Annotated in this window: 23 protein-coding genes and 1 riboswitch; of the genes, 14 read left to right on the top strand and 9 right to left on the bottom strand. The window is 53.0% G+C overall.

All coding sequences use genetic code 11. The features are described 5' to 3' along the window. Nucleotides 1-32: 32 nt before the first annotated feature. Nucleotides 33-914, bottom strand: coding sequence for an EamA family transporter (locus ACFMKP_RS11440; protein ID WP_382291919.1), 882 nt, complete (start codon nucleotides 912-914; stop codon nucleotides 33-35). A gap of 128 nt (nucleotides 915-1,042) precedes the next feature. On the opposite strand from ACFMKP_RS11440, the gene ACFMKP_RS11445 reads away from it, so the two are divergent. After that, nucleotides 1,043-1,540, top strand: coding sequence for a MarR family winged helix-turn-helix transcriptional regulator (locus ACFMKP_RS11445; RefSeq protein WP_382291921.1), 498 nt, complete (start codon nucleotides 1,043-1,045; stop codon nucleotides 1,538-1,540). On the opposite strand, the gene ACFMKP_RS11450 is transcribed toward ACFMKP_RS11445, so the two are convergent. Beyond that, a complete protein-coding gene (locus ACFMKP_RS11450; protein WP_382291923.1) occupies nucleotides 1,531-3,720 on the bottom strand; it encodes an ATP-binding protein in 2,190 nt (729 codons plus the stop codon). The genes ACFMKP_RS11445 and ACFMKP_RS11450 overlap by 10 nt on opposite strands. 205 nt (nucleotides 3,721-3,925) lie before the next feature. On the opposite strand from ACFMKP_RS11450, the gene ACFMKP_RS11455 reads away from it, so the two are divergent. Then, nucleotides 3,926-4,972 (top strand): CAP domain-containing protein, encoded by a 1,047-nt coding sequence (locus tag ACFMKP_RS11455; RefSeq protein WP_382291925.1) that lies wholly within the window; start codon nucleotides 3,926-3,928, stop codon nucleotides 4,970-4,972. Here the strand turns inward: ACFMKP_RS11455 and prmC are convergent. Beyond that, nucleotides 4,969-5,811: a peptide chain release factor N(5)-glutamine methyltransferase gene (prmC, locus tag ACFMKP_RS11460; protein ID WP_382292065.1), complete on the bottom strand. Its 843-nt coding sequence runs from the start codon at nucleotides 5,809-5,811 to the stop codon at nucleotides 4,969-4,971. The genes ACFMKP_RS11455 and prmC overlap by 4 nt on opposite strands. Before the next feature lie 155 nt (nucleotides 5,812-5,966). Between prmC and ACFMKP_RS11465 the strand changes: the two genes are divergently transcribed. Continuing rightward, nucleotides 5,967-6,104, top strand: a complete 138-nt coding sequence (locus ACFMKP_RS11465) for a hypothetical protein (protein ID WP_382291927.1) — start codon at nucleotides 5,967-5,969, stop codon at nucleotides 6,102-6,104. A 76-nt stretch (nucleotides 6,105-6,180) separates the two neighbouring features. Beyond that, nucleotides 6,181-7,800 carry a 3-dehydroquinate synthase gene (aroB, locus tag ACFMKP_RS11470; RefSeq protein WP_382291929.1) on the top strand — a complete coding sequence of 540 codons (1,620 nt, stop codon included), beginning with the start codon at nucleotides 6,181-6,183 and terminating at the stop codon, nucleotides 7,798-7,800. Between the two features lie 191 nt (nucleotides 7,801-7,991). Here the strand turns inward: aroB and rfbC are convergent, their stop codons facing one another. Next, nucleotides 7,992-8,558: a dTDP-4-dehydrorhamnose 3,5-epimerase gene (rfbC, locus tag ACFMKP_RS11475; RefSeq protein WP_382291931.1), complete on the bottom strand. Its 567-nt coding sequence runs from the start codon at nucleotides 8,556-8,558 to the stop codon at nucleotides 7,992-7,994. Nucleotides 8,559-8,635: 77 nt separating this feature from the next. On the opposite strand from rfbC, the gene ACFMKP_RS11480 reads away from it, so the two are divergent. Beyond that, nucleotides 8,636-10,189, top strand: coding sequence for an HD domain-containing protein (locus tag ACFMKP_RS11480; RefSeq protein ID WP_382291933.1), 1,554 nt, complete (start codon nucleotides 8,636-8,638; stop codon nucleotides 10,187-10,189). On the opposite strand, the gene ACFMKP_RS11485 is transcribed toward ACFMKP_RS11480, so the two are convergent. The 3 genes from ACFMKP_RS11485 to ftcD form a co-directional block, all read right to left on the bottom strand. Further along, nucleotides 10,160-10,297, bottom strand: a complete 138-nt coding sequence (locus ACFMKP_RS11485) for a hypothetical protein (protein WP_204753841.1) — start codon at nucleotides 10,295-10,297, stop codon at nucleotides 10,160-10,162. The two genes, ACFMKP_RS11480 and ACFMKP_RS11485, sit on opposite strands and share 30 nt — an antisense overlap. 182 nt (nucleotides 10,298-10,479) lie before the next feature. Continuing rightward, nucleotides 10,480-10,644 carry a hypothetical protein gene (locus tag ACFMKP_RS11490; protein ID WP_164689801.1) on the bottom strand — a complete coding sequence of 55 codons (165 nt, stop codon included), beginning with the start codon at nucleotides 10,642-10,644 and terminating at the stop codon, nucleotides 10,480-10,482. Between the two features lie 61 nt (nucleotides 10,645-10,705). Then, nucleotides 10,706-12,190 (bottom strand): glutamate formimidoyltransferase, encoded by a 1,485-nt coding sequence (ftcD, locus tag ACFMKP_RS11495; RefSeq protein WP_382291936.1) that lies wholly within the window; start codon nucleotides 12,188-12,190, stop codon nucleotides 10,706-10,708. Nucleotides 12,191-12,576: 386 nt separating this feature from the next. Between ftcD and ACFMKP_RS11500 the strand changes: the two genes are divergently transcribed. After that, nucleotides 12,577-13,161 (top strand): hypothetical protein, encoded by a 585-nt coding sequence (locus ACFMKP_RS11500; RefSeq protein WP_382291938.1) that lies wholly within the window; start codon nucleotides 12,577-12,579, stop codon nucleotides 13,159-13,161. 64 nt (nucleotides 13,162-13,225) lie between these two features. Here ACFMKP_RS11500 and ACFMKP_RS11505 read toward each other — a convergent pair whose 3' ends face one another. Continuing rightward, nucleotides 13,226-14,386: a thiamine ABC transporter substrate binding subunit gene (locus tag ACFMKP_RS11505; protein WP_382291940.1), complete on the bottom strand. Its 1,161-nt coding sequence runs from the start codon at nucleotides 14,384-14,386 to the stop codon at nucleotides 13,226-13,228. 57 nt (nucleotides 14,387-14,443) lie between these two features. Then, nucleotides 14,444-14,546: riboswitch (TPP riboswitch) on the bottom strand. 436 nt (nucleotides 14,547-14,982) lie between these two features. Here ACFMKP_RS11505 and ACFMKP_RS11510 point away from each other — a divergent pair. From ACFMKP_RS11510 to ACFMKP_RS11525, 4 genes are read left to right on the top strand one after another with little or no spacing between them, the layout of a single operon-like run. Next, entirely contained in the window at nucleotides 14,983-16,881 is a 1,899-nt protein-coding gene (locus ACFMKP_RS11510) for an ATP-binding cassette domain-containing protein (protein WP_382291942.1), read from the top strand. Further along, on the top strand, nucleotides 16,878-17,918 hold the full coding sequence (locus ACFMKP_RS11515) for a sulfate ABC transporter substrate-binding protein (protein WP_382291944.1): 1,041 nt from the start codon (nucleotides 16,878-16,880) through the stop codon (nucleotides 17,916-17,918). The genes ACFMKP_RS11510 and ACFMKP_RS11515 overlap by 4 nt, the downstream gene beginning before the upstream one ends. Next, nucleotides 17,915-18,757 carry a sulfate ABC transporter permease subunit CysT gene (cysT, locus tag ACFMKP_RS11520; protein WP_204753835.1) on the top strand — a complete coding sequence of 281 codons (843 nt, stop codon included), beginning with the start codon at nucleotides 17,915-17,917 and terminating at the stop codon, nucleotides 18,755-18,757. Before ACFMKP_RS11515 ends, cysT begins: the two co-directional genes overlap by 4 nt. Next, nucleotides 18,754-19,566: a sulfate ABC transporter permease gene (locus ACFMKP_RS11525; RefSeq protein WP_382291946.1), complete on the top strand. Its 813-nt coding sequence runs from the start codon at nucleotides 18,754-18,756 to the stop codon at nucleotides 19,564-19,566. The genes cysT and ACFMKP_RS11525 overlap by 4 nt, the downstream gene beginning before the upstream one ends. A 344-nt stretch (nucleotides 19,567-19,910) precedes the next feature. Here the strand turns inward: ACFMKP_RS11525 and ACFMKP_RS11530 are convergent, their stop codons facing one another. Continuing rightward, on the bottom strand, nucleotides 19,911-20,411 hold the full coding sequence (locus ACFMKP_RS11530) for an FKBP-type peptidyl-prolyl cis-trans isomerase (protein WP_382291948.1): 501 nt from the start codon (nucleotides 20,409-20,411) through the stop codon (nucleotides 19,911-19,913). Between the two features lie 340 nt (nucleotides 20,412-20,751). Between ACFMKP_RS11530 and ACFMKP_RS11535 the strand changes: the two genes are divergently transcribed. The 4 genes from ACFMKP_RS11535 (at nucleotide 20,752) to ACFMKP_RS11550 (ending at nucleotide 24,483) form a co-directional block, all read left to right on the top strand. After that, nucleotides 20,752-22,473, top strand: coding sequence for a hypothetical protein (locus tag ACFMKP_RS11535; protein ID WP_382291950.1), 1,722 nt, complete (start codon nucleotides 20,752-20,754; stop codon nucleotides 22,471-22,473). A gap of 9 nt (nucleotides 22,474-22,482) precedes the next feature. After that, a complete protein-coding gene (locus tag ACFMKP_RS11540) occupies nucleotides 22,483-22,677 on the top strand; it encodes a hypothetical protein (RefSeq protein WP_054536849.1) in 195 nt (64 codons plus the stop codon). A gap of 94 nt (nucleotides 22,678-22,771) precedes the next feature. Beyond that, nucleotides 22,772-23,761, top strand: a complete 990-nt coding sequence (locus tag ACFMKP_RS11545; protein WP_054536848.1) for a MoxR family ATPase — start codon at nucleotides 22,772-22,774, stop codon at nucleotides 23,759-23,761. Next, nucleotides 23,758-24,483 carry a DsbA family protein gene (locus ACFMKP_RS11550; RefSeq protein WP_382291953.1) on the top strand — a complete coding sequence of 242 codons (726 nt, stop codon included), beginning with the start codon at nucleotides 23,758-23,760 and terminating at the stop codon, nucleotides 24,481-24,483. Before ACFMKP_RS11545 ends, ACFMKP_RS11550 begins: the two co-directional genes overlap by 4 nt. The last annotated feature ends 7 nt before the right edge of the window (nucleotides 24,484-24,490 follow it).

Consider the following 24,490-nt stretch of genomic DNA (forward strand, 5'->3'; position numbering starts at 1 on the left):
TCTCGGTTTCTAGCCTGCGTGCTCTTCGTGGATCAACTTCTCCGTGCTACCTGCAAACGCTGGGCTGGCTTGCGATTTGGCATTTGGCTGAAGACGATGCTCGCCAGCACGACCAACGCACCGATCATTTGCAGCAAACTCAAGCGTTGATCAAGCACCAACCAGCCGAGAATTGTCGCCGAAACTGGGCTGAGCAATATCAAAAACGACATTGTGGTCGTTGGCAGGCGTTCGATGCCGCGAAACCAGAAGAGATAAGCGATACCAGTATTGACAATCCCAATAATTCCAAAGCCAAGCCAGTTGGTTGGCGTAAAGACTGGCGGCATGCCTTCGATCAACAACGCAATCGGCACAATCATCAAGCCACCAACCACCAATTGCCACGCCGTGTAGGTCATCAATGGCACTGGTCGGCCCCAATGTTTATTCAGCGTAATGCCCACGCCATAGAGCATCGCGCCGCCAAATGCTGCGAGCATGCCCCAAGCATCAAGCTGGGCCTGTGGGCTGATCAGCATCATCGCTACGCCCAAAACGCCTAAACCCGCCATCAATAGCAAGCGCGAAGTAACCCGTTCTTTGAGCACCACCCAGCCCCAAAATGCCACAATAAACGGCTGCAATGCGCCCAACGTGGCGGCAATGCCACCAGGCAAGCGGTAGGCGGCAATAAATAATAATGGGAAGAAGAAGCCAATATTCAACGCACCCAACACCAACGAGCGCCACCACCAAATGCCTTTGGGCAATTGTCGCCCCCACGCCAAAAAGATCAGGCCAATCGGCAAGGCCCGCATCACGCCCACCAACAAGGGTCGATTGACTGGCAGCCACTCGGTCGTAATAATATAGGTCGTGCCCCATAACATTGGCGCAATCGCCGTTAAAAGCATATTCCAAAGCCGTTGCATCGCCGCCACCTTCACTAAATTCCATCAGCACCTTGGCTGTGCTATCCTGATGGTATTGATAATTTGTCTTGACATCAAGATATAAGTAATTTATCTTCATGTCAAGTATCTTTAGATCGAGATATATTATGCAAGACCAAGTAGATTGTTTTATTGCCGAGTGGCAGCGCGAACGACCGGATCTTGATGCGTCGCCGATGGGCTTGATTGGGCGAATTGCGCGCTTGGAGCAGCATTTGAGCCGCGAGTTGGCGCGGGTATTCAGCCAATTCGGCTTACAACGCGGGGAATTTGATGTGCTGGCAAGTTTGCGGCGGTCGGGAGCACCCTATCAGCGCAGCCCAACCGCCTTATTCAATACGCTGATGCTTTCATCAGGAGCCATGACCAACCGCCTTGACCGCTTGGCTGCTCGCGGTTTGATCGAGCGCATCCCCGATCCGCACGATCGACGGAGCCTGTTGGTGCAGCTCACCGCGCAGGGTTTGGATTTAATTAATCAGGCGGTCGAGGCTCATCTTGCCAACGAACGGAGACTGATTGCCAGCTTGAGCACTGATCAACACAGCCAATTAGCCGAATTGCTACGCACATGGCTGCTGGATTTGGAACAACCTCAAGCTTGAGAAACCAGCATCACCAGTTCTGCTTGGCTTAGCGCTTCGCCAGTAGCTTCGGCAGCTTGGCGCGCTGATTGGCCCAAACGCTGGTCAAGTTGTGCGCGCAGATTGGCCACGTCGCGCAAACTGATGCTCGAATAGCCAACATCGCAGGTTTGGCGCAAGCTCGCCGCGCCACCAACCAAATAGGCAGCATGCTGCGGGTTTACGGGAGCAAGCCATTCTGCAAAGCCCTCGAAGGCAATTGCCAGCGAGCGTTGCACATTCAAGCGCGCCGCCATTGTCACTGCTTCGTGCAACACGTCGCCTGCTTCGCTGCGTTCGCTGCTCGTTTGGCGCAGCAAGGCCAAGCCCAAACCATACAAAGCCATAATTAATGGCGATGATTCTTCGCTTTGGCGATGAATCGCGATGCTTTCACGAAATAATTGCTCAGCCTCAGCATATTCATCCAGATTCAGCTGGGTCGTGGCAATATTTTGAAACGAGACAGCTTGGCTCATTTGGTCGCCGAGCTGTTGGTAAATTGCCAAACTGGCTTGAAAATAATCGCGGCCAGCCTGGTGATCACCTTGGAATTGCGCGACCGAGCCAAGATTATTCAAAATAATTGCTTCACCCCAAACATTAGCTTGTTGCTGGCGAATTGCCAAGGCCGCTTCGTAGACCTCGCGAGCCGCAGCATAATTGGTTTGCTCACCGTAAATCATGCCCTGATTATTCAACAAACGCGCTTGATAATCCAAATCGTTGAGCATTTTTGCGTGGGGTAGCGCTTGGCCATAGGCTTGCAACGCCGAGGGATAATCGCTAATTGCATACGAGAGCAGGCCATTGGCATAGCCAAAATGCAGCTGAATTTGCGGCTCGAAACTGGCAGCATGCGCTCCAACGCGGGCAATCCAGCTCAATCCTTCGCGGATATAGCCTTGTTGATACAACGGCAGTACCATGCTCGCAATAAAGCGCGCAATATCGCTGTAGCGTTGTTGTTGATAGAGCCATTGCAAGGCGCTGCGAATATTGGGCATGGCTTGGTTCAGACGTTTGCTCCACACCATGCCTTGGCCTTGGCGAATGCCCGCATCAATATCCAAGGCCAATTGTTGAAAGGCCTTGGCATGGGCAGCGTGACAGGCATCATCAAGCTGGGCGTTGCGTTTGAGTTGGCGCGCAGCATATTGGCGAATCGTATCGAGCATGGTATAGGTTGGTTCTTCCAAGACGGCGTTATTCAGCAATAGCCCTTTGGCGACCATTGCATCCAAGGTTTTGGCAATATCAATCGCGTTGGGAGCCTCGTTGGCCAATAATTGCACTTGGCTGAGCGTCCATTCGCCCTGAAACACGCCCAAACGCGGCAAAAGCCAGCGAATCGCCGGAATGCTATAGGAAATGCACCAATCTAAGACTGGATGTAGCACTTGTTCGGGGGCTGGCGCGGCTCCCACATTTTGCTCAGCAGGCAAATAATTGCGCAACAACAGTAGCAAATCGGCTGGCCGCAAGGTATCGCTATGGGCTGCAACCAACTCAATCGCCAAGGGCAAACCCCGCAAGCGCCGACAAATCTCGACAATATGCAAGGCATTGGCTTGATCGAGCATAAATTCTGGCCGCACCCGCCGAATCCGATCCAAAAACAGCGCCACCGCTGGACTCATGCTAATAGTTTCAATTTGCACCGCACCGCCGCCAAGCGGAATCGCCAATGGTGGAATGGGAATAACTTCCTCGTTGGGATCATTGGCTGCTTGCTGACTGGTAACCAGCACGCGCACCTGTTCGGTTTGACTGAGCAAGCCAATCACATGCGGCGCGGCAGCAATCACCTGCTCCATATTATCAAGCACAATCAGGCATTGCTTAGCGCGCAAAAATTGCACTAAGGCTTCTTCGTAGAGCAAACTACCGCGCTCAGCCAAGCCAAAAGTGCGGGCAATCGTTGGAATCACCAAATCGGGATCAGCAAGGGTTGCCAGTGAGATAAAGGCCACGCCATCGCGAAACTCATGGTACAAGCGATCGGCAATCTGAATGCTGAGGCGAGTTTTGCCAGTGCCACTTGGGCCTAGCAACGTGGTAAAACGAGTTGGCGATTGCCGCAAACGAGTCACAAGCGCTGCAACATCTGCATCGCGGCCAATCAATGGTGTGGTGAAGGTTGGAAACCCAATGCGTTGCATAACCTGATCTCCCGTAGCTTGATTGTGTAGTATGCCGCAAAAGCGCTGTAAAAACAAAGGTCATGGCCAGTTTAAATCTGCCAATCGTACTATGACGATCGGTAGCTTGGCATTCTATCCTCTTTTAGCCAGAAAGTACCTCGTTTATTCGACCAATAGCTCGCTACAATGAAAGGACTGATACCAAACCATTTACCAAGGAGCAATGATGCACTTGCGTTTTTTATTGCTGCTGCTGCTGCTTTTTGGCAGTTTAAGTCTGCGACCTGCGAGCACTGCGGCGCAAACCAACCTCTGTTTTGCTGATGTACCAGGCATTACTAATTGTATTAGCGGGCGCTTTTTGGAATATTGGCAACAAAACGGCGGCTTGGCGGTCTTTGGCTATCCGCTCTCGCCTGCTCAAAGCGAAACAACCGCCAATGGAACTTTTACGACCCAATATTTTGAGCGCCAACGCTTTGAATTTCACCCCGAATTGGCAGCGCCATACGATATTTTGCTTGGGCGCTTGGGAGCCGAAATCTACGAGCAACGCCATGGCAACTGGCGCAACGCCCCCAAAACCAATCTGAATACCCAAGGTTGTTTAGTCTTTAACGAAACTGGGCGCTCGGTTTGTGAGCCATATCTGAGTTATTGGGTTAATCATGGCTTGCTCGACGACGCGCTGAATGCCTACGAGCAATCGTTGAGTTTGTTGGGCTTGCCGCTGACCGAGCCACGCCTTGAGCAAAATCCCGACGGCGATTGGGTGATGACCCAATGGTTTGAACGCGCTCGGCTCGAAAATCACGAAGCCAAGGGCATTTTGCTTGGGCGGTTGGGCGCAGAACTCAAGCCCGCCGCCAACCCCAGCTATCCCAGCGAAGTCACGGCCTTGGTCGAGGTGATTAATCGCCAGCGCAGCCAAAATGGCCTGAGTGCGCTGACGATCAACCCAACCCTCAACCAAGCTGCCCAAATTCATAGCGATGATATGGCGCGCAATAACTTCTTCGAGCATACAGGCAGCGATGGCTCCAACGCTGGCGAACGCATGCAGCGGGTTGGCTACACTTGGCGGGCTTGGGCCGAAAATTTGGCAGCTGGCTACACCGATGTTCAAGCCTTGGTTGATGCGTGGATGCAAAGCCCCGGCCATCGCACAAATATGCTCTCCGCCGATGTAACGGAAATTGGCATTGGCATCGCCCGCAACCCAAATACAACCTATAAAATCTATTGGACAGCCAACTTCGGCGCGCGCTAGGCTTGCTCGATCTGTACCACGCGATCACGGGCTGCTAAATCGCGCAGCAGCTGAATTGTGGCATGAGGAAAACTGGCTTCGGCAAGGGCAACGACATCTGGCCCTTGCCAAGCCCCAATTTCAAACAACGCTGCGGTTGGCTGGCCTTGGCGCAAAACTGTGGCGGTGGCGGGCAGCAATTGACGATAACAATCCAAGCCATCGGGGCCGCCATCGAGCGCCAACGTTGGCTCGTGCAAGCGCACGCCAGGCTCAATTTCATCAAGCAAGGTATAGGGTGGGTTGCTCAACAGCAAATCGATTGGCTCAGGCAGTTGGCTCACGCCATCGCCGTGAATCAGCTGAATTTGCTGGTGCAGGCCATGGCGCTCAACATTGCTTTGAGCAACCGCCAAAGCAGCAGGCGAAAGATCAACCGCATACAGTTTGATATTGGGGGCATGTTTGGCCACCGCCACTGCAATACAACCGCTGCCAGTGCCAATATCGGCAACCACCAAAGGCCGGTTTTGCTGTTTGATCCACGTCAGGGCTTGCTCGACCAAAATCTCGGTATCAGGCCGCGGCACCAAAACCCGTTGATCGACGTTAAATGTTAAGCCATAAAATTCGCGCGCGCCAATCAGGTAGGCAATTGGCTCTAGGGCATTGCGGCGTTCGATCAAGGCTTGAAAAGCGGCGGCCTGCTCGGCCTCAAGTTGCTCGTTGAAGCGGGCCAAAATTTGGGTCGAATCAAGGCCAAGCACATGGGCCAACAACACCCGCGCATCAAGCTGCGGGGTCAGCGAAACACTGCTCAATTGGTTGGCGGCCTCAATTAATGCCTCGCGCAAAGTTATGGTTGCCATTCAGGAATTCCTCAGCATATTGCGATACCTACGTAATGCACTCGTAATCTGCACATCTAGAGACTCCTTGGCGAATCAGGCATCATTGCGCTAGCAGCAAACAAACCCACAGGCGCGGCAGTTTCACACTCGAAGGAGGTTGGATTGTGGATCGTGGTGTGATTTTTTTTATTTTGTTGGTGGTTATTATACTCTTGATTCTCTTGTTGATCGTGGCGCTTGGTGACAATGATCAAGCCACTGCAAGCAGCAGCGCGCAACTATTAATCGCCCAATTTGCCTGAGCATCGCCAAAGGTGCTACCATTCGCTCCAGATGAAATGCCAAGCTTGGCATTAGTGGTAACGGAAGGATACAACCATGCAACCATCTGGGCAATCGATTGCATTAATTGGCCCAAGCGGCGCAGGCAAAAGCACCGTTGGCGTAGGCTTGGCGCAAGCCCTCGGCTGGCATTTTATCGATTTAGATCAGCTGATTATTGAGCGCGCAGAAAAAAGCATTAGCGAGATTTTTGGCGACGAGGGCGAGGCTGGATTCCGCGAACGCGAAACCGCGGCCTTGGTCCAAGCCTTACAAACCGAACAGGCCGTCATCGCATGCGGTGGCGGCATTGTGTTGCGCGAAGTTAATCGCCAATTACTGCGCGAACAAGCCTGGTGCGTCTATCTCACCAGCGCCATCAGCACCTTGGTTCAACGCCTCAGCGACGATCCAAGCAATCCGCGGCCATTGTTGGCCGACGATGTGAGCCAAAAACTGGTCATTCAGCTGGCCGAGCGCTTGCCACTCTATAGCACGCTGGCCAACTGGACGATTCAAACCGATGGTTTAGCACCACAAATTGTGGTTGAGCAACTGATTCGGGCTTGGGGCTTGGTCGGCAAACCACAGGCCAGCGAAGTATTTAGCTCGTTCAACAGTCGCTATTATGTCAAAAGCGGCGCACTGGCAGCATTGCCCAACGAACTTGCTAATCTCGGCTTGACTGGCACATGCTGGCTGATTAGCGATACCCATGTCGGGCCGCTGTATGCGCCAACCGTAATCCAAGCCTTGGAGAATGCAGGCTTTAGCTGCCAACGCTACGATATTCCGGCCCAAGAAGCCAGCAAATCATGGCAACAAGCTGGCGAACTTTACACCTGGCTGCTGGAAAATGGCGTACAACGTGGCGATACAGTCTTGGCACTTGGTGGCGGCGTGGTTGGCGATTTGGCGGGCTTTATCGCGGCCTCGATTTTGCGTGGCATCGCGGTTGTACAATTGCCAACCACGATTTTGGCGATGATCGATAGCAGCATCGGGGGCAAAACGGGCATTAATCACCCACGTGGCAAAAATTTGATTGGCGCGTTTCATCCGCCACGTTTGGTCTTAATTGATGATGCGGTGCTGAGCAGCTTGCCACGCCGCGAACGTGCCGCAGGTTGGGCCGAAGCCGTCAAACATGGGGTTATTGCTGATGCAGTTTTGTTTGATGATTTGGAGCGTGCAGGAGCCAGCCTCAATGATGTGCCTGCCAATATCACCAGCGAGCTGTTGGTGCGTTCGGCGGCGGTCAAAATTGGCGTGGTCAATCGCGATGAGCGCGAAACTGGCGAGCGCATGCTGCTCAATTATGGCCATACGCTGGGCCAAGCAGTTGAAGCAGCAACCCACTACAAACGCTATGTGCATGGCGAAGCGGTAGCGATTGGCATGACTTTTGCCGCCAACCTTGCAGTGCAGCTTGGCATGTGGACGAACGCCGAAGCCGAGCGCCAACGAGCCTTGTTGCAAGCCTTAGATCTGCCCACCGCCTTGCCACGCGATTTGGACATCGAGGCCACGCTGGCAGCCCTCAATTTAGATAAAAAACGCGCCAAAGGTAGCGTGCGCTGGGTGCTACCAACCAGAATTGGCCATGCCCAAGTCGAATCACACGTCGATCCAGAACTCGTGCGCAAACTCGTCCACGAGTTGGTCGACCAAGCCTAAAAGGTTAATTCCCTCACCCCCCAGCCCCCTCTCCCACTGAACGCGGGCGAGGGGGAGCATCCGTGGTTCATCGACGAATTGCGCAAGAACCACAATGTTAAAGCCCCTCGCCCGCTCCGTGGGAGAGGGGTTGGGGTGAGGGAATCAGGTCTATTTAACCGAATATACCATTACATCTAAACCATAGCCAATTACCCACGATAGCGAAACGCCGGATTCTCCAAATAGGCTTCGAGGCCCATTGCAGCTTGGTCGCGACCAGAGAGCGTTGGTTCGCTAATTGGCCATTCGATGCCAATTTGTGGGTCGTTCCAGCGCACCGCGCCCTCGGTTTCGGGCGCATATAAGCCTGTACAGCGATATTGCACTTCGGCAAACTCCGAGAGCACCACAAAGCCATGGCCAAAGCCCGAAGGAATCAGAAATTGTAAAAAGTTATCGGCGCTGAGTTCAACCCCAACCCACTTGCCAAAGGTCGGCGAACCCACCCGCAAATCCACTGCCACATCGAAAATTTTGCCAACGCTACAACGCACCAATTTATCCATTGGCTGGCGCTCATCTTGATAATGTAAGCCGCGCAGCACGCCTTGCTTGGAACGTGAGTGATTATCCTGCACAAAATCAGTAGGCAGACCGAGTTCAGCAAACTTGGTCTGGTGGTATGTTTCAAGGAAGAAGCCGCGTTCATCGGCAAACACGCTTGGTTTAATAATGACAACGCCATCAAGCGCCGTTTGCGTTACGGTCAAACTCATTGCCTTTATTCCTTTCGCCATTCTGTGGTTCGATTATCCAACAATTATAGAGCATAGCTGCCTAAAGTGAGTTTTGTATGCAGATCAGTCAGATTCAGTTTCCCCAAACTGCGGATTATTTAAGTTTACGCCAAGCCTTGAGCGTGCTCAAACAATTGCTCGGCGCTCGGCCAGCCTGGGTCGTTGGCGGCACACTGCGCGATCTGGTAATTGGGCGGGCCTTGCAGGATGTTGATTTAGTTGTCGATCAACCAGCAATTGCCTTAGCCCAAACCCTTGCGAACCAGCTCAACGCCAGTTTGGTGGTGCTTGATGCAGCGCGCGATATTGGCCGCGTCGTGCTGCACGATGGCAACTATCTCGATCTGGCGCATTTGCGGGCCGCCGATTTGGCGGGCGATTTGGCTGATCGTGATTTTACGATTAATGCCATGGCCGCGCCGCTCTTCGAGCAAGCCCAACTTGGTCAGCTGATCGATCCTCACGCTGGCTTAGCCGATATTCAAAGCGCAACCCTGCGCATGGTGCAAGCCAATGCCTTGGCCAACGATCCCTTGCGCATGCTGCGGGCCGTGCGGATCGCCGCCCAACTTGGCTGGCAACTTGATCCGGCAACCGATCAGGCAATTCGGGCGCACGCCGAAGCAATCACGCAAGTCGCAGTTGAACGAGTACGCGTTGAACTATTGGCAATTTTAGCCACACGTTGGAGCGCCAGTTGGCTGCGCTATTTGGATCGAGCTAATCTTTTGCCAAGCATTATTCCTGAGATTCGCCCGATGTACCACCACACCCAGCCCAATATTCACTTTTTGGATGTGTGGGAACATTCGCTCGAAACAATTACGGCTGGCGAATGGCTGCTGGCTCAGTTGGAGCATGATCAACAGCCAGCGCCGCAAGCCCCACCAGCCATGGCCGACGATTGGCATCCACCAGCATTTTTTCAACAGCCAGCAACCTTGCGCATGCTGCCAAATTTAACTTTGCAGTTGCAATGGGCCGCGCAGGTTGTGGCTCAAATTCAGCAGCCAATCGGCAACACCGCCAGCCATCGGGCACTCTGGAAAATGGCCATCCTGCTCCACGATTGCGCTAAGCCTGCGACTCGTGTTGATAAGCCCGATGGCAGCGTGTCGTTTCATGAACATCAAACAGTTGGAGCCGAAATTGCGCGCGGCGTGTATCAGCGATTAAGATTTAGCAACCAAGAAATTGACTATATGTGCAAGGTGATTGCGGGGCATATGCGACCAGGCCAGCTCTATTCGCAGCCAGAAACCAGTGCCAAAGCGGCCTATCGCTTCTTTCGCGATTTAAAGGAAAGCGCGGTTGATACCTTATTACACGCCTTGGCCGACCATATGGCCACGCGCGGGCCGCTGCTACAAGAACATCATTGGGCCTACCAAGCCGCTTGGACAGACGCAATGCTTGGCTTTCACTGGGATGCAGAGGCCCAACAAAAACGTGCACCCTTGGTTGATGGGCACACGTTGATGCAAGAGCTAGGTTTGCCAGCTGGCCCGCAAATTGGAGCCTTGCTTGAGGCAATTCGTGAAGCTCAAGCAGCTGGCGAAGTGACCGATCGTGAAAGCGCCTTAGCGCTGGCGCGTCGGCTTCATACGTAATTGTGGCTCATCGCTGTCATCCTCGACTACAGGCGTTGAGCGCGAAACATAGGGCAATGCGGCTAATGCCACAAGCAGGAGCGCAACAAAAAATAATGTCGTCAGCATGGCGACCTCCATGGGCTTGTGTTTCCAGAGGCAGCGTACTCAATAACTTCATGCTACGCCAGTATGACTATCTGATGAGCGCCTGATGGCCGACTGACACTCCGCCGTAAGACCGATTAAATGCCAAGCCGATCAATAACCATGCATTGGTTGATTGATCGGCTCGTTTAATTGCCTAAATTTTAGGCTTTAGCTTGCTTTTGCAAGTCCGCCAATTGACGATCAAGGCGGGCTGAGATGTCGCGGTACATATCGCCCCGGGATCGGGCGGCATCAAGTTTACGTTGTAAGTCGATGACGCGCACCAAAGCAGCCAAGCCAACGACAATCAGAAGCCAACGAGCCATTGAAAAATCTCCTCGCGATACGCAGAAGTTGATCTATGTGCTCATTGTAGCATAACCCTGCTTAGAGTGTCACCAATTGTTGCAAGCCTTGTTCAGCCTGTTGGCGCAAGGTGGCAACCTTAGCGCTGAACACGTCGCGTTGTTGGCTATCGCTCAGATCGCCAAGATTAACCAACACATTTAAGCACGCGCCATTGACCGCCGCAAAGGCCAAATAGCCGCCAACTTGGGCATCGGTGCGGGCATTGACGTTGCCTTGGGTCGCCAAAAGCTGCAAATCAGCAAACAAACTGGCAGCTTGTTGGGCAACCTGCAAGGGAATTTCGCAGGCATGCACAATCGCAGCGGCTATTTGTTGCTCCCGATCAGCCTGATCCTCAGGTAATTTACGGGCAACGCTAATGGCATTAAATGCTGCGCTATCAGCCAAAGCCAATTTGCCCAAATTTGTTGTTGCTTCGCTCAAGCGCTCCAAAGCCGCGGCAATAACTGGCTTAACGGCGGCATATTTTTTGCGACTAACCGTTAAATTGGCCACCATTTGGCCCAACGAACCAGCCAAAGCTCCAGCTAAGGCTGCCGCCGAGCCACCACCGGGCGTTGGCGTACCAGCAGCAAAGGCTTGCAAGGTGCTATTTGGCAGCCAATTGTCGCCACTTGGCGCGGCCAATTTGGCCTCAAGCACTTGGTCGCGGCGAAAGTTATTGAGTTGCAGATAGTGCTCGGCGGCATCAAACAGCGCATCTTGCGGCACCAGCCCAATTACTTCGCCCTCGGTAATCGTCACGCCATAGCGCATGGCTTCGGCGCGCACCAATTCCTGCACCCGATGAATAGGTGTGCCACGGAAATTCACCAAATTCATCGAGATTTGAGCGCGGCCATCGACCAGCAAGCCCAAAGCTTTGACATAGCGCAAGCCGCCGCCAAGATAGCGAATCGATTTGGCAATTTTTTTGGCAATCTCAACATCGGTGGTATTTAAATAGATGTTGTAGGCGATCAATGGTTGGCGTGCGCCGACGACGGTTGCTCCAGCGGGCGTTGCTACGGGTGGGCCAAAATCTGGCTCGCGAGCAGCATCAACCCCAACTGCTTTGCGCCAAGCCTCGTATTCGCCCTTGCGTACATCAGCCAAATTTTGGCGCTCGGGGCGGGTGGCAGCCTCTTCATAAAGATAGACGGCAATGCCCAGCTCGTCGCCAATACGCTTGCCAACTTTGCGCGCCAAGGCTACACATTGCTTCATAGTGGTTTGGCCCAGCGGCACAAACGGTACAACATCGGTCGCGCCGATGCGTGGATGTTCGCCGCGATGCTCGTCCAGATTAATCAAGCCTTGAGCAGTGCGCGTGGCTTGGAAGGCAGCTTCGCCAACCGCCTCGGCCTCGCCAGCAAAGCTAATCACCGTGCGATTATGATCAGCGTCAGATTGAACATCGAGCAATTGCACCCCAGCAACTGCCGTAATTGCATCACGAATGGCGTGCACAACCTCAGTGCGACGGCCTTCGCTAAAATTCATAATACTTTCGACCAAGCCCATTGCTGTCTCCTTTGACGAACCACAACGGCCCAAGTATAGATCAGATGCTGAGAATTTGGTTAAGCACCAGGCCCAGAATCTTAATCGCCCATTGACATCATCCTCACCTAATACTCATCTGTTGGCGGCATACTACAGGTGCGTTTCCTCTCAATCCGAAAAGGTCAGCCGTGCTCTTGGGTGGAACGGCACGGCTGGCTCAACGGAACTGATTTTTCCTCACCAAATAGCTGCACCAAGACCAACCAAGCATGATACAATACAGCGCGAGTTGGAAGCCTTAACTCAATGAGTTGAGGATTACTGGCTTGTTTGCGATTGAAAATAACGTGCTATCGTAACAACACTTGTCGATCAATTTAATCTTTGCTATCTGAGGGACGCACATGGCTGATACAAGCGATGAAAAAAAGGCGCGGCTCGATGCGATTCGCGCAGCCAATGCCGCAAAAAAAGCTGCTGAAGGCGAAGCGCCTGCGGCTGCACCTGCACCTGCTGCGCCGATCGTAGCGGCAACCACCGAGGCTCCCGCAACTGCTGCGGTTGGTGCCAATATGTCGGATGATAAAAAAGCACGCTTGGAAGCAATTCGGGCTGCGAAAAAAGCTGCCGCCGCTGATGCACCTGCTGCGCCAGTTGTAGCCGCAACGCCAGCGCCTGCCGCCGCTGCACCTGTGGTTGCCGCCACACCTGCCGCGCCAGCAACTGCTGCCGCTCCTGTCGCACCAAAACCAGCCGCACCAGCCAGCACTGGCAACGATTCAATCAGCGCCAATTCGATTATCTCGCTGACTATGCTTGGTCGGCTCAAACGGATTCTCGTTGGCGTTGCCTTCTGTGTCTTGATCGGCTTGGGCTTGGCAAGCGTTACCGGCCAATATTTGCTCGGTGGTGGCTTCGGCGCATTGATCGGCGCTGTCGGCGGCTTGATGGTTGGCGATTGGCCAGCAGTCAAAACCACTGGCGACTAAAAAAGCCTGTTAAACCAAAAACATCCCCTGCAACCAGCTTGGAATTGCAGGGGATGTTTGTTTTTTAGCGCAGCACGGTTTCTTGCCATTCGTTGAGCCAGCGCTCGCGGTTGGCTGCAATATCTGCTGGTGCAAGCGTCACAACTTCGCTTGGCACTTGGGCATATTGGCCAAATTCAGCGGGAACTTTGGCGCTTGGTAAAGCAGGATACACAAACATCTGGCCGCCAATATCGCTTTGGAATGCATCGCTGAGCATATAGTCGATCCATGCTTTGCCCAATTCAGGGTTTTTGGCATCTTTCAACAAGCCCACAAATTCAATTTGTTGGAACGAAGCACCAGGCAACAACAAATTACCAGTTGGTGCGTCGGTCAAAGGCGTGGTCGCAAAGATCACTTCGGCAGCTGGGCTAGTGGCGTAACTCACCGCCAACGGATATTGGCCATCGCTGGCTCCGCTAAAATCGCCATAGTAGGCTTCTTCCCAGCCACTGGCGACTTTAATTTCGTTGGCGCGCAAGTCGCTCCAGAAGTTGCGCCAGGTATATTCGCCGCTCTCGCCAAAGTGACCAATCGTGGCCAACATAAATGATAAACCAGGTGATGAGGTGGCTGGATTTTCTACCACCAACTTGCCTTTCCACTCAGGCTTGGTCAAATCACGCAAATCGGTTGGCAAGCTCAGGCCAGCTTCGGCCACAGCAGCTTTATCATAATTGATGGTGACATAGCCAACATCAACTGGCGAGACCCGATTTTGAGCATCAAGCTTCAATTCGGCAGGAATTTGCTCAAGATTTTTGGATGCATAGGCTTCGAAAATATCTGCATCAAGCGCGCGGCTCAAAAAGGTATTATCAACCCCATACAACACATCGCCCAAGGGTGCGCCTTTGGCCAAAATGCTCTTGTTCAGCGCTTCGCCAGCATCGCCCGATTCGAGAATCTGCACGGTTGCGCCGGTCATTTCTTCAAAGCCAGAAATAACTTCGCTGCTAATCGCAAAGCTATCGTGCGAAACCACGACCAAGGTTTGGCCAGCAAATTGGCCACTATCGGTGGGCACTTGAGTGGCTTGGGTGGCTGCTGGCGTAACCTCAGCAGCAGCGGTTGTGGCTGGCGTAGGTTCGACCGCAGTTTCAGGAGTTGGCGTAGCCGCCGCACCACAGCCAGCTAAAACCAATGAACTGATTGTTAAGAAACTAAGTAACCAACGTTTCACGAATAAACTCCTTGAACATTGGCTAGAGACCACATGCAAAAATCCCGCGCACGGCGGGATTAAACCACGCCGCTTTCCTTCGCTCGTGCTAACGAGATCAGGTTCAGAGGGTCTTTCGCCGTTGCGAAATCTCAGCCATGTGGCACCCCTAGCGGTTGTTATCTGTAATTGCCCACACAATAGCACAAAAAATTTGAATCAGCAAAAATCAGTATGCCCTCACCCCCAACCCCTCTCCCATCCGATGGGCGAGGGGCTTTAACTCCATGGTTTGCTTCCAATTCCTTGGTAAAAAACGATCGGCTCCCCCTCGCCCGCGTTCAGTGGGAGAGGGGGCTGGGGGGTGAGGGCATCACTCGGCCTTTGGAACAGCCTTTGGAATTGGCAGGTGTGATGATAAGAGTAGCTAGCAACACCACAGCTTTGATCGAATTGGCAGGCCTATGCGGTATGGCCAACCCGCCTAGCAGCATCACCCACGGATGCGCTCGGTTGATCGATCAAACAGGCAACTAGCCCAACGACGCGCCAGTTAGCCAATTTGGAACCGAATTGGAACATAGCTGGAACATGCTTGGAACCATAAGGAGGGTGCGATGTCGATTGTGCTTGATCAACTGACCAAACGCTACGAGCAACATGCGGTGGTCAATAAAGTGGCATTACAAATTCACGATGCTGAATTTTTTGTGCTGCTGGGGCCGAGCGGGAGTGGCAAAAGCACAATTTTGCGCATGATCGCAGGCTTGGCTCCGGTTGATACTGGCCGGATTGTGCTGCATGGCCGCGATGTTACCGATTTGAATCCTCAGGCCCGCGATGTGGGCTTTGTTTTCCAAAATTATGCGCTGTTTGAACATATGACAGTCGCCGAAAATGTTGAATTTGCTTTACGCATTCGCAAGGTCGAGCGCAAGCAACGCAGCGAACGCCGCGACCAATTATTAGAACTCGTTGGCTTAGCAGGCTTGGGCAAGCGTTTGCCGCGCCAACTTTCTGGCGGCCAACAACAACGGGTAGCCTTAGCCCGCGCCTTGGCCCACAACCCAGCAGTCTTGCTGCTCGACGAGCCATTTGGCGCACTCGATGCCAAAATTCGTACCGATTTGCGCCGCAATTTGCGTAGCATTCAGCGCGAACTGGGCATTACGACGATTTTCGTGACCCACGATCAAGAAGAAGCCTTTGAATTGGCCGACCGGCTTGGCGTGATGAATATGGGCCGTTTGCTCGAAGTTGGCACGCCCAATGAACTCTATCAACGCCCGCAAACTGAATTTGTCGCCACCTTCCTTGGCAGTGCCAATGTGCTACTTGGCCAGTGCAATGATGTTGGGGTGCAGGTTGGGTCGATGACCTTCCCGCTGCAAACCTCAAGCACTGCCGAGCATCATCCTGCTGTGCAAGTCGTGATTCGCCCAGAAGATGTGGTTTTGGCCAAAACCGAGGCCGCCTTGCGCTCGCCATCGCTGGGCCAAGCCACGGTCGAAACCCAAACCTTTGTTGGCGCATTTGAACGGATTCGCCTGCGTTTGCCAGCCTTGCCCGATGTCCACTCGATTGCGCCAGTGCGGCCTTTTGGCGAGCACGCAATTTTGATCGATGCCCTACGCAATCCAGATGAAGCCCGTAATTTGCCAATTCACAGCGGCGATCAATTGTGGATTGGCGTGCGCCGTTTACATGCACTCAGTCAACGTGGTCTGAATGTCTTAATGATTTCCGATAGCCAGCCAGTTGCCGAAACAGCTTTGAATATTGGCGGTAATTTAGCTCGCCTCGCCCATGCTCGCGCGACGGTCGTGGCCCGCGATGGCAACGAAGCTGGGTTGCGTACTCGCATCCAAGCAGTGCGTGAGCAGCTTGGCGCTGGCTTGCCGCATTTACAAACCCGTTTATCAACTACCAGTTTGATCGAAACTGTGCGCCGCGAAACCGAACACGAACCCTGCGATATTGTGGTGCTCGGCACGGAAGCACGCAATGCAGAACGTGATGCAACCCAATTGTTGAGCGTGGCCCAACAGCATGTACTGCTTGTACCACCAACCGCCAAAGCATGCAGTAAAGCCCTTATTTGCCTGAGCGATGGCGAGCCAAGCAAAGAAGATGTAGCGTTTGCCGGACGCTTGCTGGGATCGGTGGGCGCAAGCGCAACCCTGATTTCGATAGCAACCCAAACCAACGACATTGACCGCCTCGAGCGATTTTTACAAAGCAGCGCCGCTAGTTTACGTCGCCATGAAGTTGTGACCGACAGCAAAGTGCTGGTGGGCAACATCGCGCAAACCATCAACGCCGAGATCAAACGCGGGGGCTATGATCTGGTGATTGTTGGCGCGCCACTGGGAGCCTACAGCAGCAATTACGACCTTGGCAGCGTGGTTGGCCCACTCTTGAGCCAACTTAGCGTACCAGTTTTGATTATTCGTTCAAGTTATCTTCAGCCAATGCCTGAACGGCTGGCTTTGAATGTTTTGGAGACAGTGGCATGAAACGCTTGCATTTTAGCTTATTGAGCTTGTTAATCGTCGCGTTGTTGGCAGCATGTGGCGAAGCCAGCCCAACCAGCACCAGCGGCAATGGCGCAGTTACCACCATCACCTTGGGCGCATATACCACGCCGCGCGAAGCCTATGCCAAATTAATTCCACTGTTCCAAGCAAAATGGAAGGCCGATACCGGCGGTGAGGTCAAGTTTGAAGAATCGTACCAAGGCTCGGGCGCACAATCACGGGCCATCGTAGAAGGGTTTGAGGCCGATTTAGCAGCGCTTTCGCTCGAAGCCGATATTAACCGCATCAGTGATGCAGGCCTGATTACTCACGATTGGAAAGCTGGCACGCATTCGGGCATGGTCAGCACCTCGGTTGTGGTGTTTGCGGTGCGCGAAGGCAACCCCAAAGGCATCCAAGATTGGGCTGATTTGGCTAAGCCTGGGGTGCAAATTTTGACTCCCGACCCACGCACTAGCGGCGGCGCACAATGGAATATTTTGGCCTTGTATGGCGCAGCCAAACGTGGCCACGTCACTGGCGTGCCAGCCAACGACGAAGCAGCCGCCCAAGCCTTCTTGGCCAGCGTGCTCAAAAATGTCGTCGTGTTCGACAAAGGCGCACGCGAAAGCATCACCAACTTTGAAAAAGGCGTTGGCGATGTGGCAATCACCTATGAAAACGAAGTGTTGGTTGGCCAAAAAGGCGGCCAAAAATATGAAATGGTCATTCCATCATCAACCATCTTGATCGAAAATCCAATTGCCTTGATCGACAAATCGGTTGAAAAACATGGCAATCGCCAAGCAGTCGAAGCCTTTATCACGTTCTTACACAGCCGCGAAGCCCAAGAAGTGTTTGCTGAATTTGGCTTGCGCTCGGTCGATGCTGATGTTGCCAAGGCCACTGCTGAGCGCTATCCCGCCATTACTGATCAATTTACAATCAATGAATTTGGCGGCTGGAGCAAAGCCACGCCCGAATACTTTGGCGATAACGGCGTTTATGCCAAAGTGCTAGCGCAGGTACAGCAATGACAACCCAAACAATTGAACGCACGACCCCACGTTTACCGTGGGGTCGTTGGAGTATCCGCGGCGCTGCCTTAACCTATTTGGCAGTGTTTTTGGTATTGCCATTAATTGTTGTGGTTGTTGATGGGCTGGGCGCTGGCGTAGAATCAATCACCAGCATTATTAGCTCACCAATTGCTCGCCATGCCATTTGGCTCACCATTTGGACAGGCCTCGTGATGGCGTTGATTAATGCCGTCATGGGTTTATTGACCGCCTTTGTGCTGGTGCGCTATGAGTTTCCCGGCAAAACCCTATTAAATGCCGTGGTCGATTTGCCATTTGCCATCCCCACCCTGGTTACTGGCGTGATGCTGGTGATTTTGTATGGGCCGCAAGCAGCAATTGGCAGCTGGCTCGATCAGCAGCTTGGCTGGAAAGTAATTTTCGCTCCCTCAGGCATTATTCTGGCCTTGCTATTTACCTCGTTTCCCTTTGTGGTGCGCTCGGTTCAGCCAGTCTTGATCAACCTTGATCGGTCGAGCGAAGAGGCTGCGGCCACCTTAGGCGCGCCAGCTTGGCAAATTTTTTGGCGCGTCACCTTGCCTGCGCTCCTGCCAGCCTTGGTTTCAGGCACATTGCTGAGTTTTGCCCGTGCGATTGGCGAATTTGGCGCGATTGTGGTGGTTGCTGGCAACATTCCCTTGCGCTCGCAAACTGCCGCCATTTACGTCTACGGCGAAATCGAATCGGGCAGCCAACGCGATGCGAGCGCCATGTCGTTGGTGATGTTGGCGATTGCGCTTGGCACAATGACCTTGGTTGATTGGCTCAGTCGCCGCCGGCAGGAGGTGCAGCCATGAACTGGCGCAAATGGCTATTAATTAGCATTGTCGTGGGCTATATGGGCATGTTGATCATTGCGCCGTTGGGTGCGATTGTGTTTGGTGCGTTTCGCGAAGGTGTGCCTGCGATGCTTGAAGCCTTGCAACACCCGCATGTGCTACGCTCATTTGGCCTAACCATCATCATTTGCTTGGTGGTAGTGGCGATTCATGGCATTTTTGGCACGCTGGTGGCTTGGGTGTTGGTTCGCCATCAATTTGTGGGCAAAGCACTGATCAATCGTTTGCTTGATTTGCCATTTGCCATGTCGCCAGTGATTGTGGGCTTTACCCTAATTGTGCTTTTTGGGCGCAACGGGGTGATCAAACCGCTGACCGAAGCCATGGGCTGGCAAATTGCCTTTGCCTTGCCAGGCATGATTTTAGCAACCTTGTTTGTGACCTTGCCGTTTATGATTCGCGAATTGATGCCGGTGCTCGAAGCCTTTGGCCGTAAGCAAGAAGAGGCCGCCGCAACCTTAGGCGCAAGTGGCTGGCAAACCTTCCGCTTAGTCACCTTTCCGGCCTTGCGTTGGGCCTTTTTGTACGGTTTAGGCCTGACCTGTGCCCGCGCCTTGGGCGAATTCGGAGCGGTGTTGGTGATTAGCGGTGGGATTCAAGGCCGCACCGAAACCGCAACTGTCTATATTTTCCGCGCCCTCGACGATCGCCAATATGCTGGAGCCTATAGCGCCGCTTTGCTGCTTGGTGCAATCTCGTTGGTCTTAGTTTTAGTGATCGATGTGTTTCATCGACGCTCACAAAAGAGCATAGAACATAGAGCCTAGAGCATAGATGTATTGGTACATGAGGTTAACCACCGCCTGATCCCCTCACCCCAACCCCTCTCCCGTCGGACGGGAGAGGGGCTTTACCGCCGTAGTTCTCTCCCAATTCCTTGGTGCACCACGGATGCTCCCCCTCGCCCGCGTTTTCGTGGGAGAGGGGGGTGAGGGGTGAGGGGACACGGTTGCCAATCCAATGAACCATTACACATAGAGCATAGGAGTCAGGGCTTTTGGCTATAGGCTCTGGGCTATCGGAGTTTTGGTTGAAATACCCCAAACTCGATAGCCCATCTTCGTGCTCTTCGTGCTCTTCGTGGTTAAAAATGCTAGAACTGATTATTGTCCTACCGAACGACAGTTACCTCAACATCAAACACCAAATCGGCGTTGCCAGGAATTGGCCCTTGCCCTTGAGCACCATAGCCAAGTGCTGAAGGAATGATCAAGCGGCGTTTGCCACCTTGTTTCATGCCAACCAAACCTTCGTTCCAGCCAGTGATAACCATTGCAGCACCAACATTTTCAACCGGAAATGGCTGACCGCCGACATTTGAATCGAATTGTGAGCCATCTGATTTCAGGTAGCCAGTGTAATAGACTTCGGCGGTTGAGCCAGCGATTACTTCAGGCCCAGTGCCGACCACAATATCAACATAGCGCAAACCACTTGCAGTTTGCTTGGCTTCTAAGCCAGCAGGTAAGGCAGGAATAACTGCCGAAACATCTGAAATATCGACACCTGCGGTGGCTGAGGTTGGCACAACAGTCGGGTTTTCAGGCCGCTCAACTGCACCACAGCCAACCAACGTCACTGCAACCAGCATCGAAAGCAAAATCCGTTTCACGTAAAACCCTTTCATTGCAAATTGAAACCAAACGTCGCTATTATACCTTGCTTCACATATTCATCAGCTTTGCATCATTTTCAAGCGCGCCAAAATCTTCTAGGATAGGGCGTGGAACAATCTGTGCATGGTTGACGTTCTATTGATAGGCAAACACAAAGGGGGTTCCCAATGGAACGATTGTCAGACAAAATTTCAGCCGCATTATTTGTCGTTATGCTTCTGTCGATACCCTTTTTATATGCAATTGTTAGCGGCAGCTAAAGTAAAAGTGACTGTCGCCAAATATTAATCTCGCTCAGCACATGAGTCGTGTATAATGCGGCGAAGGAGATTAGGTATGGCACAACCAACCGAGATTGTTCATCTGCTACGCCCATTCGGGCGGCGCTTACGCCTTGCCGATACATTGCAATGGCTGAGTCGCACATTTTGGCTCCCTGCTCTTGGCTTTGCTTTAATTCAAGGCGCAGGTCGGCTCTTCCCGATTCCCAACTGGACATTGTGGTCATTAGTACCCTTCGCAATTTGGCTGGTTGCCTTATTGGTCGTAGCCCTGCGCCCACAATCCAGCAGCCGCATCGCCCAACGCAGCGATCTTGAGCTTGATTTGCGCGAACGCCTATCAACCGCGCTCGAATTGCACAAACGCGATGATCGTGGGCCACTCGATGACGTGCAATATAACGATGCGCTCGATAAAGCCCGCACAGCCAATGCCAAGGATATTCGGGTTGCACCACCGCTCAAACATCGCTTGTGGTGGGGCTTAGCAGCATTATTTTTAATGCTGGGCATCACCTCTGCCGTATTACCGAATCTGCAAAGCAATGTCTTAGCTGAACGCGAAGCAGTCAAAACCGATCTCGAACGGATCGCTGACCGCATCGATGAAACGCGCCAAGAAATTGCCAAAGACGAAAAACTTTCGCCAGAAGAACGCGCCGAATTGGATCGCCAATTGGCTGAATTATCCAAGGATTTGCGCGAAAATACTGGCTCACGCGAAGATGCGCTAGCGAAAATCTCGCGCACCGAGCAACAACTGCAAAAGCGTTTGGATTCACGGGCCAGCGCTCGTCAAGCCTCGTTGCAAGAGCTAGCCCAAGCCTTGAAGAATCAGCGTGGTGCCAGCCAAGAGCAACGCCCAGAGGCCAGCGATGCAGCCAAAGAGCTTGAGCAAGCAGCGCAGGATGCAGAAAAGATGACTCCTGAACAGCGCGAGCAATTGGCCAATGCGCTTGAGCAACAAGCAAACCAAACAGCTGCAACCAATCCAGAAATGGCTCAATCGTTGCGCGATGCTGCGAGCGCCTTACGCAATAGCAACCTTGCCGATGCCCGCTCAGCTTTGCAACGAGCCAGCAACCAAGCCAGCCAAAGCGCTGAACAATTGCAGGATCAACAAGGCGTTGAACAAGCCTTGAGCGAAGTCCAAAATAGCCGTGATCAAGCAGCCCAAGCTGGCCAACCAGGCCAACAAAATCAGCAAGCTGGTCAGCAAGGTCAACAAGGTCAGCAAGGTCAACAAGGTCAACAAGGTCAGCAAGGTCAGCAAGGTCAGCAAGGTCAAGGTCAAGGTCAAGGCCAAGGTCAGGGTCAAGGCCAAGGCCAAGGTCAAGGTCAGGGTCAAGGTCAGGGTCAAGGCCAAGGTCAGGGTCAGGGTCAAGGTCAAGGCCAGGGCAATGGTGCTGGAGGCGGCGGTGGCAGCCAAGCAGGGAATCTTGGCAGCGGCAACAGCAATGGCAGCGGCAACGGCACAGGCCGTAACGATCGCAGCTTCCCGGGCACTGGCAACGACAAAGGTATGGTCTACCAACCTTGGAAACCAGGCGACCCAAATAACCCAAGCAATGTGACTGGCCAGCCCAATGGCAGCGGCAGCGCCCCAAGCCAACCAAGCGGCAGCACAGGCCCTGGCATCGCCAATGGCTCGCAAGTACCTTATAATCAAGCCAACCCGGACTACCAAGAATCGGCAGGTCGGGCTGTGGATAGCGGATACATCCCACCACAACTGAAGAACTTTATCCGCGACTACTTTAACCAATTGGAACAGTAAGAGGATTCTATGTTTCTAGCCCTTGAGTTCGTGTTTTTGAGCCTGCTTGCAGGCGGTATGTGGACCCTGTTGGTCGCGACGCGACGCTTCAACATCAGCCAACGTGCAATGACGATTTCGTTTGCTGCTACTGCGCTCGGCTGGATGGGCTTTTTGCTCACCACAATTGCTCTGTTGGTTTATGCCACAACACAACTCACGTAGCGAAGAGCAAGAGTTTTAGGTTCGAGGCTATAGGTTTTTGCTTGAATCAGGTATGATTCAGAGACCTATAGCCTTTTGTTGATAAGGAGTTTGGATGCAATACACTGAACGCGATGCTGAGATGTTTCGGCGCACTGCCGCTGCGATTGAGGCTGAAATAGGCAAAGTGATTGTAGGGCAACGCGCCTTGATCCGCCAAACATTAATTACCTTGCTGGCAGGCGGCAATGCCTTGCTCGAAGGTGTGCCTGGCTTGGCCAAAACCACCCTGATTCGGACGCTTTCTGATGCTGTCGATTGCCAATTTAGTCGGATTCAGTTTACCCCCGACTTGATGCCTGCTGACATCATCGGTACCACGATCATCGCCGAAGATGAACAAGGTCAAAAAGAGTTCCGCTTCCAACGCGGGCCGATCTTTTCCAACCTTGTGCTGGCCGATGAAATTAACCGCGCAACGCCAAAAACCCAATCGGCGCTGCTTGAGGCCATGCAAGAACATACGGTCAGTGTGGCCCGCACCAGTTACAAGCTCGAAGAGCCATTCTTTGTGCTCGCCACCCAAAACCCACTCGAAATGGAAGGAACTTACCCGCTGCCAGAAGCGCAGCTTGACCGTTTCTTCTTCAAAATTAATGTGCCATTTCCATCACCGCAAGAGTTGGTAGAAATCGCCCAACGCACCACTGGCACGGATCAAGCCAAGCCGCAAAAAGTGATTAATGGCGCGACCTTGATTCAGCTGCAACAGATGGCGCGTTCGGTGCCAGTTGCGACCCATGTGTTGAGTTATGCCGCCCGCATTATTAGCGCAACCCACCCAGATAGTGCGCTCGCACCAGAGCAAGTCAAACGCTATGTTAGCTATGGCTCCAGTCCTCGGGGCATGCAAGCCTTGATTTTGGCTGGCAAAATTAGCGCCTTGCTCGATGGCCGCACCAATGTGGCCTACCGCGATTTGCGCGATATGGCAACCCCAACCTTGCGCCACCGGATTATTTTGTCGTTTGAGGGTCAAGCTGAGGGAGTTAATAGCGAAAGCATCGTCAATAGCATTTTGGAATCAATTAAGGAAGAAGCATGACCCGCCGTATTGCCCTAATCATCTTGGCTCTCGTTTTGGCCAGCTGTGGCAGCTACGAAGCTGATACAGGCCGTCAAGTCAGTATTCGCCCAACGATTGTGCCATCAACGCCCGCGCCGCCAGCAACCAAAGATACGTTGGGCATTGCCAGCGAGTTTATTCCGTTGGCCAAGCCAGCCCAAATTCCTGCCGACGACCAACGATCACTTGGCGATCCAAACGCGCCAGTAACGATTGTCGAATATAGCGATTTCCAATGCCCATTCTGCCAACGCCATCATGTGTCGGTTTTTCCTGACCTGAAGGCCAAATATATCGACACTGGCAAAGTGCGCTATGTATTCCGCAACTATATCGCCGTCGAAAGCCATACTTCAGCGCCAGCAGCAGGAGTTGCCAGCTTCTGCGCCATGGATCAAGGCAAATTCTGGGAGATGTACGACATCTTATTTGTGCGCGCCAGCGAATGGGGCATTGACCCAACGCTTGCACCCAAAACAATGCTCAAGTATGCAGAAGAATTGGGCTTAGATAGCAAAACATTTGCCCAATGCCAAGCCGACCCAGCAGTTTTAGCCAAAGTTAACGCTGAAACCGCCGAGGCCGTCGCTGCGCAAGCAACTGGCACGCCAGCCTTTTTCATTGGCAACTACATCATTCCTGGTGCCTACCCAATGGAAGGCTTCGATGCAGCAATTACCTTGGCAAGCCAAAATCAATAATCGTTGG

The organism is Herpetosiphon sp. NSE202 (assembly GCF_042688385.1).
Classification (GTDB): Bacteria; Chloroflexota; Chloroflexia; order Chloroflexales; family Herpetosiphonaceae; genus Herpetosiphon.

Coding starts and splice junctions, on each gene's coding strand:
- ACFMKP_RS11440 (WP_382291919.1), bottom strand. CDS start 914: ATGCAACGGCTTTGGAATATGCTTTTAACGGCGATTGCGCCAATGTTA.
- ACFMKP_RS11445 (WP_382291921.1), top strand. CDS start 1,043: ATGCAAGACCAAGTAGATTGTTTTATTGCCGAGTGGCAGCGCGAACGA.
- ACFMKP_RS11450 (WP_382291923.1), bottom strand. CDS start 3,720: ATGCAACGCATTGGGTTTCCAACCTTCACCACACCATTGATTGGCCGC.
- ACFMKP_RS11455 (WP_382291925.1), top strand. CDS start 3,926: ATGATGCACTTGCGTTTTTTATTGCTGCTGCTGCTGCTTTTTGGCAGT.
- aroB (WP_382291929.1), top strand. CDS start 6,181: ATGCAACCATCTGGGCAATCGATTGCATTAATTGGCCCAAGCGGCGCA.
- rfbC (WP_382291931.1), bottom strand. CDS start 8,558: ATGAGTTTGACCGTAACGCAAACGGCGCTTGATGGCGTTGTCATTATT.
- ACFMKP_RS11480 (WP_382291933.1), top strand. CDS start 8,636: ATGCAGATCAGTCAGATTCAGTTTCCCCAAACTGCGGATTATTTAAGT.
- ACFMKP_RS11485 (WP_204753841.1), bottom strand. CDS start 10,297: ATGCTGACGACATTATTTTTTGTTGCGCTCCTGCTTGTGGCATTAGCC.
- ACFMKP_RS11490 (WP_164689801.1), bottom strand. CDS start 10,644: ATGGCTCGTTGGCTTCTGATTGTCGTTGGCTTGGCTGCTTTGGTGCGC.
- ftcD (WP_382291936.1), bottom strand. CDS start 12,190: ATGGGCTTGGTCGAAAGTATTATGAATTTTAGCGAAGGCCGTCGCACT.
- ACFMKP_RS11500 (WP_382291938.1), top strand. CDS start 12,577: ATGGCTGATACAAGCGATGAAAAAAAGGCGCGGCTCGATGCGATTCGC.
- ACFMKP_RS11510 (WP_382291942.1), top strand. CDS start 14,983: ATGTCGATTGTGCTTGATCAACTGACCAAACGCTACGAGCAACATGCG.
- ACFMKP_RS11515 (WP_382291944.1), top strand. CDS start 16,878: ATGAAACGCTTGCATTTTAGCTTATTGAGCTTGTTAATCGTCGCGTTG.
- cysT (WP_204753835.1), top strand. CDS start 17,915: ATGACAACCCAAACAATTGAACGCACGACCCCACGTTTACCGTGGGGT.
- ACFMKP_RS11525 (WP_382291946.1), top strand. CDS start 18,754: ATGAACTGGCGCAAATGGCTATTAATTAGCATTGTCGTGGGCTATATG.
- ACFMKP_RS11535 (WP_382291950.1), top strand. CDS start 20,752: ATGGCACAACCAACCGAGATTGTTCATCTGCTACGCCCATTCGGGCGG.
- ACFMKP_RS11540 (WP_054536849.1), top strand. CDS start 22,483: ATGTTTCTAGCCCTTGAGTTCGTGTTTTTGAGCCTGCTTGCAGGCGGT.
- ACFMKP_RS11545 (WP_054536848.1), top strand. CDS start 22,772: ATGCAATACACTGAACGCGATGCTGAGATGTTTCGGCGCACTGCCGCT.
- ACFMKP_RS11550 (WP_382291953.1), top strand. CDS start 23,758: ATGACCCGCCGTATTGCCCTAATCATCTTGGCTCTCGTTTTGGCCAGC.